The sequence below is a fragment of the Chloroflexaceae bacterium genome (assembly GCA_025057155.1).
Taxonomy (GTDB): domain Bacteria; phylum Chloroflexota; class Chloroflexia; order Chloroflexales; family Chloroflexaceae; genus JACAEO01.
This window is the reverse complement of record JANWYD010000001.1, coordinates 321738-334651: the sequence shown is the minus strand read 5'-3', so window position 1 is coordinate 334651 and position 12914 is coordinate 321738. Positions and strand designations below refer to the sequence as shown.

General features: G+C 65.6%; 11 protein-coding genes and 1 pseudogene. 6 read left to right on the top strand and 6 right to left on the bottom strand.

What is annotated here, in order from left to right:
- Positions 1–118 precede the first annotated feature (118 nt).
- From NZU74_01290 to NZU74_01275, 4 genes are all read right to left on the bottom strand, one after another.
- Positions 119–1144 (bottom strand): glycine cleavage system protein T, encoded by a 1026-nt coding sequence (locus tag NZU74_01290; GenBank protein MCS6879945.1) that lies wholly within the window; start codon positions 1142–1144, stop codon positions 119–121.
- 175 nt (positions 1145–1319) lie between these two features.
- Positions 1320–2666: a cytochrome P450 gene (locus tag NZU74_01285; GenBank protein MCS6879944.1), complete on the bottom strand. Its 1347-nt coding sequence runs from the start codon at positions 2664–2666 to the stop codon at positions 1320–1322.
- A gap of 121 nt (positions 2667–2787) precedes the next feature.
- Positions 2788–3837 carry an alpha-ketoacid dehydrogenase subunit beta gene (locus tag NZU74_01280; GenBank protein ID MCS6879943.1) on the bottom strand — a complete coding sequence of 350 codons (1050 nt, stop codon included), beginning with the start codon at positions 3835–3837 and terminating at the stop codon, positions 2788–2790.
- Between the two features lie 27 nt (positions 3838–3864).
- Entirely contained in the window at positions 3865–4830 is a 966-nt protein-coding gene (locus NZU74_01275) for a thiamine pyrophosphate-dependent dehydrogenase E1 component subunit alpha (protein ID MCS6879942.1), read from the bottom strand.
- A 457-nt stretch (positions 4831–5287) separates the two neighbouring features.
- On the opposite strand from NZU74_01275, the gene nusA reads away from it, so the two are divergent.
- The 6 genes and pseudogenes from nusA (at position 5288) to NZU74_01245 (ending at position 11503) form a co-directional block, all read left to right on the top strand.
- Positions 5288–6607: a transcription termination factor NusA gene (nusA, locus tag NZU74_01270; GenBank protein ID MCS6879941.1), complete on the top strand. Its 1320-nt coding sequence runs from the start codon at positions 5288–5290 to the stop codon at positions 6605–6607.
- Between the two features lie 11 nt (positions 6608–6618).
- Positions 6619–6942: a YlxR family protein gene (locus NZU74_01265; protein MCS6879940.1), complete on the top strand. Its 324-nt coding sequence runs from the start codon at positions 6619–6621 to the stop codon at positions 6940–6942.
- Positions 6943–7493: 551 nt separating this feature from the next.
- Positions 7494–9278: pseudogene (infB, locus tag NZU74_01260) on the top strand (translation initiation factor IF-2).
- A gap of 1 nt (position 9279) precedes the next feature.
- On the top strand, positions 9280–9690 hold the full coding sequence (gene rbfA / locus NZU74_01255; protein MCS6879939.1) for a 30S ribosome-binding factor RbfA: 411 nt from the start codon (positions 9280–9282) through the stop codon (positions 9688–9690).
- Positions 9691–9807: 117 nt separating this feature from the next.
- Positions 9808–10413: a class I SAM-dependent methyltransferase gene (locus NZU74_01250; protein MCS6879938.1), complete on the top strand. Its 606-nt coding sequence runs from the start codon at positions 9808–9810 to the stop codon at positions 10411–10413.
- Between the two features lie 100 nt (positions 10414–10513).
- Positions 10514–11503 carry a bifunctional oligoribonuclease/PAP phosphatase NrnA gene (locus tag NZU74_01245; GenBank protein ID MCS6879937.1) on the top strand — a complete coding sequence of 330 codons (990 nt, stop codon included), beginning with the start codon at positions 10514–10516 and terminating at the stop codon, positions 11501–11503.
- Here NZU74_01245 and NZU74_01240 read toward each other — a convergent pair.
- Together NZU74_01240 and NZU74_01235 are read right to left on the bottom strand one after the other, a co-directional pair.
- A complete protein-coding gene (locus tag NZU74_01240) occupies positions 11500–11964 on the bottom strand; it encodes an SUMF1/EgtB/PvdO family nonheme iron enzyme (protein ID MCS6879936.1) in 465 nt (154 codons plus the stop codon). The two genes, NZU74_01245 and NZU74_01240, sit on opposite strands and share 4 nt — an antisense overlap.
- On the bottom strand, positions 11894–12913 hold the full coding sequence (locus NZU74_01235; protein ID MCS6879935.1) for a hypothetical protein: 1020 nt from the start codon (positions 12911–12913) through the stop codon (positions 11894–11896). Before NZU74_01235 ends, NZU74_01240 begins: the two co-directional genes overlap by 71 nt.
- Position 12914: the final 1 nt, after the last annotated feature.

Genomic DNA, 12914 nt, shown 5'->3' with positions numbered 1-12914 from the left:
CTCCCGTCCTGTCTGTCAGGGACGTGGGACGTTCTGGCCCTGGCTTTTCGGCCTCCCCGGCGCCTGGACATACGCCGGGCGGGGACGTGGCGAAACCCGCTTTCCCCGGCATCCTGAATCATGCATCGCGCGGCGCGCCAACGTCGCCGAAGGGCAACTCCACCACTTCGACGCAAGCACTGGCGACATGCAGAACCGTACCGGGAGCGGCATGGGCCGTGCGCACATAGCCAAGCCCGATCAGCCCGTAGCGCGGGGACTCAACCAGGCTGGTCAGATCGCCAGCCTCTTTCCCCTCAGCATCGAGTCGCGCCAGGGGCATAGCGGCCTCAGCGGGCAATTCAGGTAGCGCCGCGAAGCGCAGACCCCGCAACTGCTTGGCGAGCCGGCCACGGCTCTCCATGCGCGCGATAATCTCCTGACCCACGTAACAGCCCTTATTGAAGCTCACCGCACTCCACAGGCCGGCCTCCAGCGGGATGTACTCCTGCGACAACTCGCGCCCGAAGGCCCCATAGCCGTGTTCAACACGGAGCACGTCGTAGGTGGGCGCATCAAGCCGCACAGCGCCCGCCTCGCGTAAGGCAGGGCCAAGGCGCTCCAGGGTCGAGGGAGAGGCGATCAGGCGATAGCCGCTCGCGCCAATGGGCGCTGCTCCGGCCACGTAGAGCGGTGCGTCCTGCCAGGCGGCAGTGGCGATGCCGCGGGCCGGCAGTTCTGCGGCGGCGACTATGCCCAGGTCGGCCAGCAGCACCGCGGCGCGCGGGCCGTACAGCGTCAACTCCCCAAGCGCGGCGCCGGCGTCTTCCACCTTCACCCGGTCGTTAAAAAAAATGTTCTTCCGTAGATACCCAAGGATCGTTGCGCCCTGCCCGGGACTGGCGACCAGCAACAACGCTTCCTCCAGGCAGTACACATCGAGCAGGTCAATAATGCGACCAATCGGCGTAGTCAGCACCGTCTCCGTCCCTTCGCCGGGTTTGAGCCGCTCGATATGGTTGGTCGAGAGCCGGTGCAACAGCGCAGCGCGGTCGCGATCGCGCATCCAGATCCGGCCACGGGCGGAGCTGTCGTAGAGCGCGGCGCCCTCGTAGGCGGCGGCGTAGGCATCGGGCCGGGCGCGGGAGACACGTGTGTCGGTCATATCCTTTTTTACCGCCAGATTACTTCCAACATTTTCATCATATCATATGCTGCCCGCTGGCAGGATATCAAGGCCGGGCTGATACAAAGCCCGTCTCCAGCGGCAGGGTCGGGGGCAGCCTGGCCGCCCGACGAGACGTTCTCGCCGGGGTTCGAAGCGTGCCCTGAACGTTGCATCAGCGCCGTGCATCCAGACGCATCCGCAGCCCGTGGCGCGGTCGCAGGGTAATGGTCGGCTGTAGCGCAACGAGATGGCCGGGCAGAAGCGCCGGTTGCCAGCGCCGCGCCAGGCTCGCCAGCACGAGCGTGCCTTCCATCCAGGCAAAGGCTTCGCCGATACAGATCCGCGGCCCGCCACCAAAAGGAAAATAGGCAAACTTGTGCCGCGCGGCGCGGGCTTCAGGGCGGAAACGTTCCGGGTCAAAGCGGTACGGATCGGGGTAGTGACGCGGATCGTGATGGACCACCCACTGGCTCATAAGCACGATCGTTCCGGCAGGGAACCATTCGCCACCCAGGCTGAAGGGTTGCAGGGCGCGCCGGCCGATGATCCAGGCTGGCGGATACAGGCGCAGCGCTTCAGCGAAGACCATTTCGGCATAGCCCAGACGCGGCAGATCGGCGACGGTAGGCGCGCACCCGCCCAGAGCGGCATCGAGTTCGGCGCGGAGCCGCGCGGCCACTTCGGGATGCTGGGAGAGCAGGTAGAACGTCCAGGCCAGAGCATTGGCCGTGGTCTCATGACCGGCGAGGAAAATGGTCAGAGCCTCATCACGCACCTGCCTGTCGCTCATGCCGCTGCCATCGCCCTCGACATCGCGAGCGGCCAGCAGCAGCGAGAGCAGATCGCCGCGATCCTCGCCAGAGGCGCGCCGGCGAGCAATGAGATCGTAGATGATCTGGTCGAGACGTTCGCGGGCGGCATGAAAGCGCCGGACAGATGGCAAGGGCAGCCGTTCAAGCGTCTCGCTGAAGGGCAATGGCACGAGCGAGAACAACTCCAGCAGGTCGTGCATTGCCGCGGCCACCTCGGCCGCCGCGGCGTCGGTGTCGGCCCCGAACAGAGTGTCACCGGCGATGCGCAGGGTCAGGCGCATCATTTCCGCGGCCATGTCCACTGTCTGGCCGGGCTGCCAGCGGGCCTGGTAGGCCTCGGCAAGGCAGGCCATGCGTTCGCCGTAGGCCGCGATGCGCTGGCGATGGAACGCCGGGGCCACCAGGCGGCGCTGGCGGCGGTGAACCTCCCCTTCGCTGGTGAGCAACCCTTCGCCGAGCAGCCGCCCGGCGCGCTGCAACGCCCGCCCTTTGGCGAAGATCCTGCTGTTGGCGACCAGCACATCGCGAATGTGGTCGGGGTTGCTGAGGAGCACCGTGGGTTGCGAGCCGAGCTGGAAGCGGGCAATGTCGCCGTACTCAGCGGCCATCGCGCTCACAAAGCCGATTGGATCGCGCTGAAAGGCCAGAAGCGTCGCCCCGGGCAGGGAACGGCGCCTCCTGGGGGTCGAGGAAATGTGCCGGGTCATGGCGCTGCCTGTCTGGTGATAGAGGGCAACCTGCTTGCCCCGGGTACGCAACCCGGAGGGTTGCGCTACCGTGCTTCCTACCAGCGGGGGCTCAGAGACCAGGGGTTCTGCGGGCCTCACCTCAAAACTCGAGTAACCGTTGCGCCGCGGCACGGATCTTCGCGGCATCGGGACGATGGGCGTCCTCCAGCGACGGGCTGTAGGGCACGGGCGTATCGGGAGCGGCCACACGGGTGATCGGGCCGTCGAGATACTCGAAGGCGTACTCGGCGATCAGCGCCGCCACTTCGCCGCCCACGCCGCAGGTGCGGTTGGCTTCGTGAACGATGAGCACCTTGCCGGTCTTGCGGGCAGTGGCCAGAATGGCCGCCTCATCAAGAGGTTTGAGCGTCCGTAAATCGAGCACCTCGATGCTATGCCCGGCGCGCTCCAGGTCTGCGGCAACGGCCATGGCCTCGTGCACCATCGCGCCGTAGGTAATGATTGACAACTCCTCACCCTCCCGGCGCAGCACCGCCTGGCCGATCGGCGTCAGGCCCGCCTCGCCGCCGGCCACCGGCCCCTTGAGGGAACGGTAGAGATACTTCGTCTCGTAGTAGATCACCGGGTTGGGATCGCGGATGGCGCTGACCAGCAGGCCCCAGGCGTCGGCGGGGGTGGCGGGCGCGACCACCTTCAACCCCGGCGTGTGCACGAACCAGGCCTCATTGCTCTGCGAGTGGAAGGGACCGGCGCGCAGACCGCCGGCGCCCGGCGCGCGGATGGTAATCGGCACCGGCTGTCCCCAGCGGTAGTGGTTGGTGGCGGCGAACTGCACGATGGCATCGAAGCCGGTGGAGATAAAGTCGGCGAACTGCATCTCCACCACCGGGCGAAAGCCCTGGAAGCTCATGCCGATAGCCGCGTAGATCATCGCCAGTTCGGTCATTGGAGTGTCAATCACCCGCTGCTCGCCGAACTCCTCGATCAACCCCTGGGTCACTTTGAAAGCGCCGCCATAGACGCCAATGTCTTCACCCATGAGCAGCACGGCCGGATCGCGCTGCAGTTCGTAGCGCAGCGCCTCACGAATGGCCTCGAGGTACGTCAGTTCGCGGGCGGCGTCCGCAGATGCGTCGCCCGCGTCGGCGAGCGTAGTGACGCTGGCGTGGAGATTGGCATCCCAGGTCATCGGTCTTTCCTCTAACGGGGCGCACCCTCACCCCGCATACACCCCCTGCGTCACCTCGGACGGATCGGGGTAGGGACTGGCTTCAGCATACGCCTGAGCCTCGTCCAGTTCACGATCAATGCGTTCGAGAAGGGCGGCGAGACCGGCGTCATCGAGCAACCCTCGCTCACGAAGCAGGGACTCCAGGCGCGCGATCGGATCGCGTTGGGCCCAGGTTTCCAGCAGTTCCTTCGGCACGTAGGCCATATTGTCGTGGATAGCATGGCCGCGCATACGCATGGTCTTGCACTCGATCAGGGTCGGGCCGCCGCCGGCCCGCGCCCGTTCCACCGCTTCGCTGGCGGCCCGGTACACCGCGCAGAAATCGTTGCCGTCCACGATGACGCCAGGCATCCCATAGCCCGCGGCGCGGTGGGCGATATGCTCGATGCGCATCTGGCGCGCCAGGGGGGTGGAATAGGCGTACTGGTTGTTCTCGCAGATGACCACCATCGGCAGTTGGAAAACTGACGCCCAGTTCAGGGCTTCGTGGGCCAGACCCTGGCTGGCGCCCCCATCGCCAAAGAAGGCCATCGCCACCCGCGGCTCGCCCTTGAGCTTGAAGGCGTGGGCCACGCCGGCAATCACCCCGGTGGAAGCCGGCAGATGGCTGATGAACCCGATAAGACCCAGACTCAGGTCGCCCATGCCGTGCAGATTGGCGTCGCGCCCGCGACTGACGCCCGTCGCCCGCCCGAGGAATTGCGCCAGAATGCGGCGCGGATGCAGCCCGCGCACCAGGTACGTGCCAAGATCGCGGTGCATCGGCGCCGCCACATCGTCGGGGCCAAGGGCCAGTCCCGCGGCGACGCTGATGGCTTCGTGCCCGATCTGTGAAAAGTAGCCGCCGACGATCTTGCTCTGCTTGTGCAGGAAGGCGCCCCGCTCGTCCAGGGCGCGAGTCAGGCGCATCCAGTAGTGCGCCCGGGTTAGCAGTTCTGCGGAAAGCTCCATTGCTTGTATGTGACCATAACCGGCCGCCCTTGATGCTTGATGCGCAATCCTCCAGGTTGGGCCTCGCCGGGTTGCGTGGGCGGCGGGTTGCACGCCGAGATTGCAGCCCAGCTATTGTACCATTTTTGCCCGGCACAGGCGTCGCACTCCGCGCCTGCGAATCATTTGCAAACGGAATCCGAAAATGCTATACTGTCTACGTCAGCAAAGCTCGGATGGCGGTGCAATGCTCCGCGTCGAGCTGTCAGGATTCACGCGAACGGCACGGCTGTTCATTCTCCAGACGACTCAGGGACACCTGCGATGAACCGTCGGTAAGCACGCCTCCTGGTGTAATGTGTGTCGCGGTCGGGCCAGGACGGGCCGCTGCGCCGCAGAAACGCCGGACATATGGTCTGCGCCGGACGCTGTGAGAAGTGGGTAGCCCCCACTTTTCTTATTGTAAAACGAGCGTGCCATGAAGAGTGATTTTTACGCCGCTATTTCGCAGATCGCCGCGGAGCGTGGCATCCCGAAAGAGGCGATCATTGACGTGATGGAGAAGGCGCTCATCACGGCCTATAAGCGCACCCTCGGCAATAATCCGCCGCCGATGGAGGTGACCGTGCGCCTCGATCCGCTCACCGGCCAGGCGCGCGTCTTCGCCGAGAAGCAGGTGGTTGATGAGGTCCTCGACGAGCGCTTCGAGATCGAACTCTCCGAGGCCCTCAAGTACAAGCCTGACGCGCAACTCGGTGAGACGATCATGGTCGAGAGCACGCCCAATGACTTCGGGCGCATCGCCGCGCAGACGGCCAAGCAGGTGGTGCTTCAGGGCATTAAAGAGGTTGAGCGCGAGCACGTCTATGGCGAGTATATGAACCGTGAGGGCGAGTTAATCACCGCCACCGTGCAGCGCATGGCCAAGGGCAACGTCATCCTTGAAATGGGCAAGGCTGAGGCGATTCTGCCGCCGAAGGAGCAGGTCGAGAACGATCGCTACTACCACGGCCAGCGCCTCAAGGTCTACCTGATGGAGATCCGCAAGGAAGACCGCGGGCCGCGCCTGATCGTCTCGCGCACCCATAAGAACCTGATCCTGCGCCTCTTTGAAATGGAGGTGCCGGAGATTTATAACGGCACGGTGGAGATTAAGTCCATCGCCCGCGAACCGGGCCTGCGCACCAAGGTGGCCGTCGCCGCGCGCCAGGAGGGGATCGATCCCGTCGGCTCCTGCGTCGGGATGCGCGGGATCCGCATCCAGAACATCGTTAATGAATTGAACGGCGAGAAGATTGATGTGGTCCAGTGGTCGCCTGACCCGAAGGAGTTTATCGCCAATGCCCTCTCTCCGGCGCAGGTGGTCGAAGTGCACCTCAATGAGGACGAGCACACCGCTCTGGTGATTGTGCCTGACAAGCAACTCTCGCTGGCGATCGGCAAAGAGGGCCAGAACGTGCGCCTCGCTGCCAAACTGACCGGCTGGCGCATTGACATCAAGAGCGCCACCGCCTTGCTGGAGGAAGAACGGGCCGCTGCCGAGGCTCGCGGCTATGCCGAGGCCGAACAATTGCAGACGGAGGTCGAACTAGCCTCCGCCAGGGTCGAGACGCGTAAGGTGCGCCCCGATGGCACGGTGGTGTACCAGCGCGCGCGCTACGGGCCCCTCGGTAATGACCTGATCGGCGAGACGGTGCAACTGCGGGCGACGTCGCAGAAGTTGTACATCTACTTCAACGATAAGTTGATTGCATCCTACATCCTCGTTGAAGGCAACGAAACCGACGAAGAAGAGTAGGATGGAGCGCTATGGGCACGGGTGCGAGACATCCCCGGTCCCTGCCGAAACCGAAGCATGTTCCGCAGCGCACCTGCGTCGCCTGTCGCCGTACCGAGGCCAAGCGCGGCCTGATCCGCCTGGTGCGCGACGCTGAGGGTCGGGTGAGCGTGGATCCGACCGGCAAGCGCGCGGGGCGCGGCGCGTATCTCTGCTACGATCCGACCTGCTGGACGACGGCGATCAAGCGCCGGGCCCTGGAACGGGCCCTGCGGCTGGAACAACTCCATCCCGATGATCGGGATGCAATACTGGCTTTTGGACGCCAGTTGACGCCGCCGGAGTCGTCGGCGTGAGCCTGAGGTGAGCATCCGGGGGTCGGGGAGGGCCGGGCTTCCTCCCGTCGCCTCCTGCTGGACACCTAATAACCTCGGCGCAGCCGCCCGGAAGGGTCGGAGGGGGTGACGCTCGCCCGCAAACATCTGCACGTCTCCCGTGCCTGGCGGGTTCGAACAAGCCTGCGCCCCAACAACCGAAATGCTCTTTGCGCCCGCGAAGACGCTCCGCGCAGTGCCGCGCCGTGTCGCCGGGCAGAAAGGAAAACGAAATGAAAGAAGATGCTCGCCATCACCTACATATGAGTTCACGCAGCGGCGGCAGCGGCGGGCGCTCCGGCGGCGGCGGACGCTCCAGTAGCGGCGGGCGCTCCAGCAGCGGCGGCGGGCGCTCCAGCGGCGGCGGCGGACGCTCCAGCGGCGGGCGCTCCGGCGGCAGCGGGCGCTCCGGCGGCGGAAATCGCAATGGCGGGCGCCGCCTGCCCGAAGAGCGCGACACTGCTATTGGCGTCCGTCCGGCCCGCTCGAGCCGGCCCGCTCCCGCGGCTCGCCCCGGCCCCGCAGTCGCCGCGCGGCCCCGTGGCCCGGTGGAACTACCGAGCGTCATGACCGTGCGCGAGTTCTCTGAAGCCACCGGCATCGGCGCCTCGGAAATCCTCAAGGCTCTGCTCAAAGGCGGCGTGCTGGCTAACATCAACCAGCAGATTGACTATGAGACCGCCGCCTTGATCGCCGCTGATTTCTCCATCGAGACGGTTGAGAAGGTGCCGGAGGAACTGGCGACCGTGGTGGAGAATGTCAAGGATGTTCTGGCCAAACAAGATCCTCGCGATATGCGGCCTCGGCCTCCGGTGGTAACGATCATGGGTCACGTTGACCACGGCAAAACTAAATTGCTCGACGCCATTCGTTCCACCCGCGTGGCCGAAGGCGAGGCCGGCGGCATTACCCAGCACATCGGCGCGTATCAGATTGAGATTAACCATCGCAAGATCACCTTCCTGGATACGCCCGGCCACGAAGCCTTTACCGCGATGCGCGCCCGTGGCGCCCAGGTGACCGATATCGTTGTGCTGGTGGTGGCCGCCGATGATGGCGTGATGCCTCAGACCCGCGAGGCCATCGCCCACGTTAAGGCGGCCGGCGTGCCCATGATCGTGGCTATCAACAAGATCGACCTGCCAACCGCCAACCCCGCGCGCATCAAAGAGCAACTGGCGGCTGAGGACGTGATTGTTGAGGAGTTCGGCGGCGACGTGCCCTGCGTCGAGGTTTCTGCGCGGGCCAAGATCAATATTGATGGCCTGCTGGAGATGATCCTCCTCGTCGCTGATATGCTCGAACTCAAGGCCAATCCGAACGCGCCCGCCGTCGGCACGATTATCGAGGCCGAGCTTGACAAGAACCGCGGTCCGGTGGCCACGGTGCTGATACAGAACGGCACCCTGCGCCCTGAAGATAATGTGCTCGTGGGCGGGGTCGCCGGCAAGATCAAGTCCATGTTCAACGATAGCGGCAAGCGCCTGCGCTTCGCCGAGCCATCCACCCCGGTGGAGATCCTCGGCCTCGAGGGTGTGCCCCAGGCCGGCGACATCCTTCAGGTGATGGACGACCTGGCTGTGGCGCGCGAGATAGCCCTCCAGCGCACTCGCCAGACCCGCCTGGAAGCTATGGCGACCGCCGCGCGCGGCACGAGCCTCGAAGACCTGTTTAGCAAGGTGCAGCAGGGCCAGGTGAAGGAGCTCAATGTCATCCTCAAAGCTGACGTACAGGGGTCCATCGGGGCAATCGAGCACCAGTTCAACCAGTTGAACGAGGCGCAGAGCGAGGTGCAGATCAAGGTAATCCACAAGGGTACCGGGGCGATTACCGAGGGTGACGTCAATCTGGCCGCCGCCTCACAGGCGATCATCATCGGCTTTAATGCCCGGCCCGATCCGGCTGCCCGCCGCGCCGCCGAACAGCAGGGGATTGACATTCGCTTCTACAATATCATCTACCAACTGACCGATGATATTAAGAAGGCCATTAGCGGCATGCTCGCGCCGACCTTCAAGGAAGTGGTCGAGGGCTACGCCGAGGTGCGCAATATCTTCCGCCTGCCCACTCGCGAGATCGTCGCTGGCCTGTATGTCAGCGATGGCAAGATCACCCGCACCGGGCAGCGCGTGCGCGTGCTGCGCAATGGCGCGGTGATCCACGACGGCAAGATCAGTAGCCTGAAGCGCTTCAAGGACGATGTGCGCGAGGTTACCGCGGGCTACGAGTGCGGTCTGGTCGTCGAGGGCTTTACCGATGTGCAGGTAGGTGATACGATGGAGTTCTACCGCCAGGAACGGGTCGAGGGCAGTTTCTAACATGTCGAAGCAGCGCCTCCAGCAGATCGCCGATACCATGCAGCAGATCATCGGCGAAGTCATCCAGTATGAACTGAAAGATCCGCGCATCGGCTTCGCCACCGTTACCGGGGTGGAAGTCAGCGCGGATCTGCAACACGCTAAAGTGCGCGTCTCGATTATGGGCGATCCCGCGCAGCAGGCCGAGACGCTGGAGGGCCTCGAACGCGCAAAGGGCTTCATTCGCAAGCGCGTGGCCGAGGAGATGAGCCATATGCGCTTCATCCCCGAACTCCGTTTCATCCACGATACGTCGCTCGAGTACAGCCTGCATATTCAGGAACTGCTGCGCCAGGTGGAAGAGGAGCGCAAGGCCAATCCGCCTAAACTCGACGAAGATCTTCTCGATGAAGGGAAACGCTCAGGGGAGTGAGCCGCGCGTCGTTGCATGCGTTTTCAGCAATTTCGCCCCCCTCCTAACCTACCCCGGCGGGGGAGACGTCTAACTTCTTTCCCCAGCAGGAGAGGGTTGGGGAGAGAACAATCCTCCATGCCGTCCCTGCTCAACCCTATGGACGGACCGGACGCCTACTATAAAAAGCGCATCCCTTATACGCTACGCGGTCAGCAGTTTGTCTTCGACGTTGGACATACGTTGTTCTCGTCGTTTCAGGTTGACGAGGGTACCGATTTGCTTTTGCGGACCATCGAGCCGTCTGAGCCGCCCACCCGCATCCTCGACCTCGGTTGCGGCATCGGAGTGATCGGCATCGCCCTGGCGCGCCGCTACCCCGAAGCCACGGTGGTGCTGGCCGACAAGGATCTGCTCGCCGTGCGCTACGCCCGGCACAATCTCGTGCTCAACGGAGTCGCCAACGCCACCGTAGTCGGCAGCGTGGGAATGGAGATGGTTCCTCCGGGGCCGTATGATCTGATCGCCTCGAATGTTCCTGCCAAGATCGGCGACCTGGCGATCGAGCAGGAGTTTGTGCTCACCCCTCTGGAACACCTGCGGCCCGGCGGCGAGTACTGGTTCGTGGTGGTCAGCGGGCTAAACCACCTGATCCCGCGCCTGGGGCCGCGGCACAATCTTAAGCTCAAGGAGATCAAGAAACGCTCCGGGCATACGGTATATCGGCTGATAAAAGACGGGTAGCGGAGCGTCAGGCAAGCTCGCGAACGGGAGGTTCTGGAAGGGCTTCGCCCTCCCAGGACCTCTCCCATGTGCGCCCTGGAGACAGATTTTCTAGAATCCCATGATCTACACCGACCCTGAAGTTGCCGCGCCGCTGTTCCAGGCGCAGATCGCCCCGGCCCGGCGCATCCTGCTGCTGACCCACGTCAACCCCGACGGCGACGCGGTCGGGTCCATGCTCGGCGCAGCTCACGCCCTGCGCGCCATCGGCAAGGAACCGTTCTGCCTGCTCTCCTCGCCTGCGCCCTCCTACTGCCTGCGCCTCCCCGGCGTCGAGTGGCTCCAGGTCTTCCGTCCCGGCGATGCGCTGCCCGCCGCCGATCTAACCTGGATGCTCGACACCGCCGCTCCGCAGCGCGTCGGCCCGATTGCCGACGCCTACCTGGCCGAGTTGCTTACACGGCCGCTGCTGATCACTGACCACCATGTGACCAACAATGGCGGCGGCTCGCTGAACCTGATTGACCCGCGGGCGGCCTCCACCGCCGATCTGCTCTTCCGCCTCCTGCGGGCTATGGCGCTGCCGGTCGGCCCCGAAGCCGCCACCTGCCTCTACCTCGGCCTCACCACCGACACCCAGAGCTTTCAGACCAGCAGCACCTCGCCGCAGACCCTGCGTACCGCCGCCGACATCCTCGCCAGCGGCGCCGACCTGCGCGCGGTGATCACCGCGGTCTACTTCAGCATCCCTGAGAGCACCATGCGCCTGACCGCCCTGGTCCTCAGCGACATGCGCCGCGAAGGGCCGCTGGCCTGGGCCAGTGTGACCCTGGCACACCTGGCCGCCACCGGGGCTGGCGACGAGGCGACTGATGATACGATTATGCGTATGCAGCGCATTGACGGCGTGCGGGTCTGCGCCCTGTTCAAGGAGCGCGACGCCGCCACAGTCAAACTCAGCCTGCGCTCCACGCCCGACATTGATGTCTCGGCGATCGCCCAGCGCCTGGGAGGTGGGGGCCACGCCCAGGCCGCCGGGGCCACGCTCCACATGGGCCTGGAGGAGGCCCGGGCCACCGTGCTGCCCTTGCTGCGGGCGAGTCTGGGCTAGAAGAGACGCAACATCCCGGGCAACGCCCCGCCAGCCCCGCCGGGGCGGATGCGCCGTTCCGGGCGGCGGCGGATGCGACGGGCGCGGCCGGCCCCCCGCCCGGCGGCCCTCCGGACGTTACCGGCCATATCCAGCGCCCCGCAGGCCGCCGCGCCCGCCGGGCAACCGCCCACCGGCGTCGGGCGCTCCCGCCTGCTGTCCCCGAAGATGGCCCGCTCCGGGGTTGGCGGGGCGTCGCCCCAGGGGTAGACACGGTACCCACCCCCTCCGTCCCAGGCCGCGGCGACCTCCCACTCGGCCGCAGTGGGCAGGCGCAGCGCATGGCCCGCCGGCAGCGCATCGTGGACTGCGCCGTGAGCCAGGCGCAGAAAGCGCTTGCCTCGTACCAGTTCACAAGCGCCGGCTGGTCGGGGGCATTGTACCGGGAGTAGTCCGACTACGAGGGTTGCTCGCGCTTCCATTCTTGCTTCCACTTCCAGCCATTCGGCGTCCACCACCGGCGCTGGCGGTAGCCGCCGGCCTCGACAGAGGCCCGGTACTGGGCATTGGTGATGGGCGCGCAGGCGATCCAGAAGGCGATGAGCCTGAACCTCGTCGCTGGCTGCCCCTGCTCCCACCCGCCAATGCGGTAGGTCCCGCTGGGCAGGTAGCAGAATAGCCCTGCGGCGCTCCGAAGTGTTCGTTGCGCCGGCGCAGTTCGGCCCTCCACGCCCCGGGATCGCAGGGGATCATGGCGCGATCAAAGGCCGCCGGGCGGGGGCGCTCGGATGCTGCGCCGGGAGGGGCCGATTCGCTCTCCACGCCCCGGCGCAGATAATCGTAGACCAGCAGCGCCAGGCCGCTGCCCGCCGCGCCGCCAGGCGCGCCCGCGGCGATCACGTGGATGGCTGGCGGAAGCGGCTGATTCGGGCGCCGGCGCTCGTAGGCGATCAGCGCCTCTGCAAGGGTGTGCTTGCCAGCCGGGGTTTCGGCCAGATCGGCGAGGAGCCGGCAGCATTCCTCGCCGTAGCGCGGGTCGGCCAGCGCCTTCTCCAGCGCTTTGATCGCCTGCATCCTGCGTTGCGTCTGCTCCTCTCCCATAGCGAACGGCGCCGTGGCGCAGATGCGGCGCGTCGCCGCTATCAGGTCCGATAGCCCGGGCAACGGCGGCACGACCAGCCCTTGGCGCGGGTCGAATGGCAGCCGGTTGTCCAGCAGGGTAACCAGCGGGAGCAGCAGGCAGGCGACCGCTGTCCGCCGCAGCGCCTCGGCATACGCCTCTTCCTCCGGCGGCGCCGGGAGCCAGTACTGGAGCAGCGACTGAGCCATCGGCAGTCGCGCGCGCCTGAAGCGCGCCTCATCCACAGGCGACGGGAAGAGCAGCGAGGCCGGAGGCAGGGCGCCGGCGGCGAGCTGTCTCAGAAGCGCCACG

What these genes read in the sequence shown, in the direction of transcription:
- NZU74_01290 (MCS6879945.1), bottom strand. Translation starts at nt 1,144, where the DNA reads ATGACCGACACACGTGTCTCCCGCGCCCGGCCCGATGCCTACGCCGCC.
- NZU74_01285 (MCS6879944.1), bottom strand. Translation starts at nt 2,666, where the DNA reads ATGACCCGGCACATTTCCTCGACCCCCAGGAGGCGCCGTTCCCTGCCC.
- NZU74_01280 (MCS6879943.1), bottom strand. Translation starts at nt 3,837, where the DNA reads ATGACCTGGGATGCCAATCTCCACGCCAGCGTCACTACGCTCGCCGAC.
- NZU74_01275 (MCS6879942.1), bottom strand. Translation starts at nt 4,830, where the DNA reads ATGGAGCTTTCCGCAGAACTGCTAACCCGGGCGCACTACTGGATGCGC.
- nusA (MCS6879941.1), top strand. Translation starts at nt 5,288, where the DNA reads ATGAAGAGTGATTTTTACGCCGCTATTTCGCAGATCGCCGCGGAGCGT.
- NZU74_01265 (MCS6879940.1), top strand. Translation starts at nt 6,619, where the DNA reads ATGGGCACGGGTGCGAGACATCCCCGGTCCCTGCCGAAACCGAAGCAT.
- rbfA (MCS6879939.1), top strand. Translation starts at nt 9,280, where the DNA reads ATGTCGAAGCAGCGCCTCCAGCAGATCGCCGATACCATGCAGCAGATC.
- NZU74_01250 (MCS6879938.1), top strand. Translation starts at nt 9,808, where the DNA reads ATGCCGTCCCTGCTCAACCCTATGGACGGACCGGACGCCTACTATAAA.
- NZU74_01245 (MCS6879937.1), top strand. Translation starts at nt 10,514, where the DNA reads ATGATCTACACCGACCCTGAAGTTGCCGCGCCGCTGTTCCAGGCGCAG.
- NZU74_01240 (MCS6879936.1), bottom strand. Translation starts at nt 11,964, where the DNA reads ATGGAAGCGCGAGCAACCCTCGTAGTCGGACTACTCCCGGTACAATGC.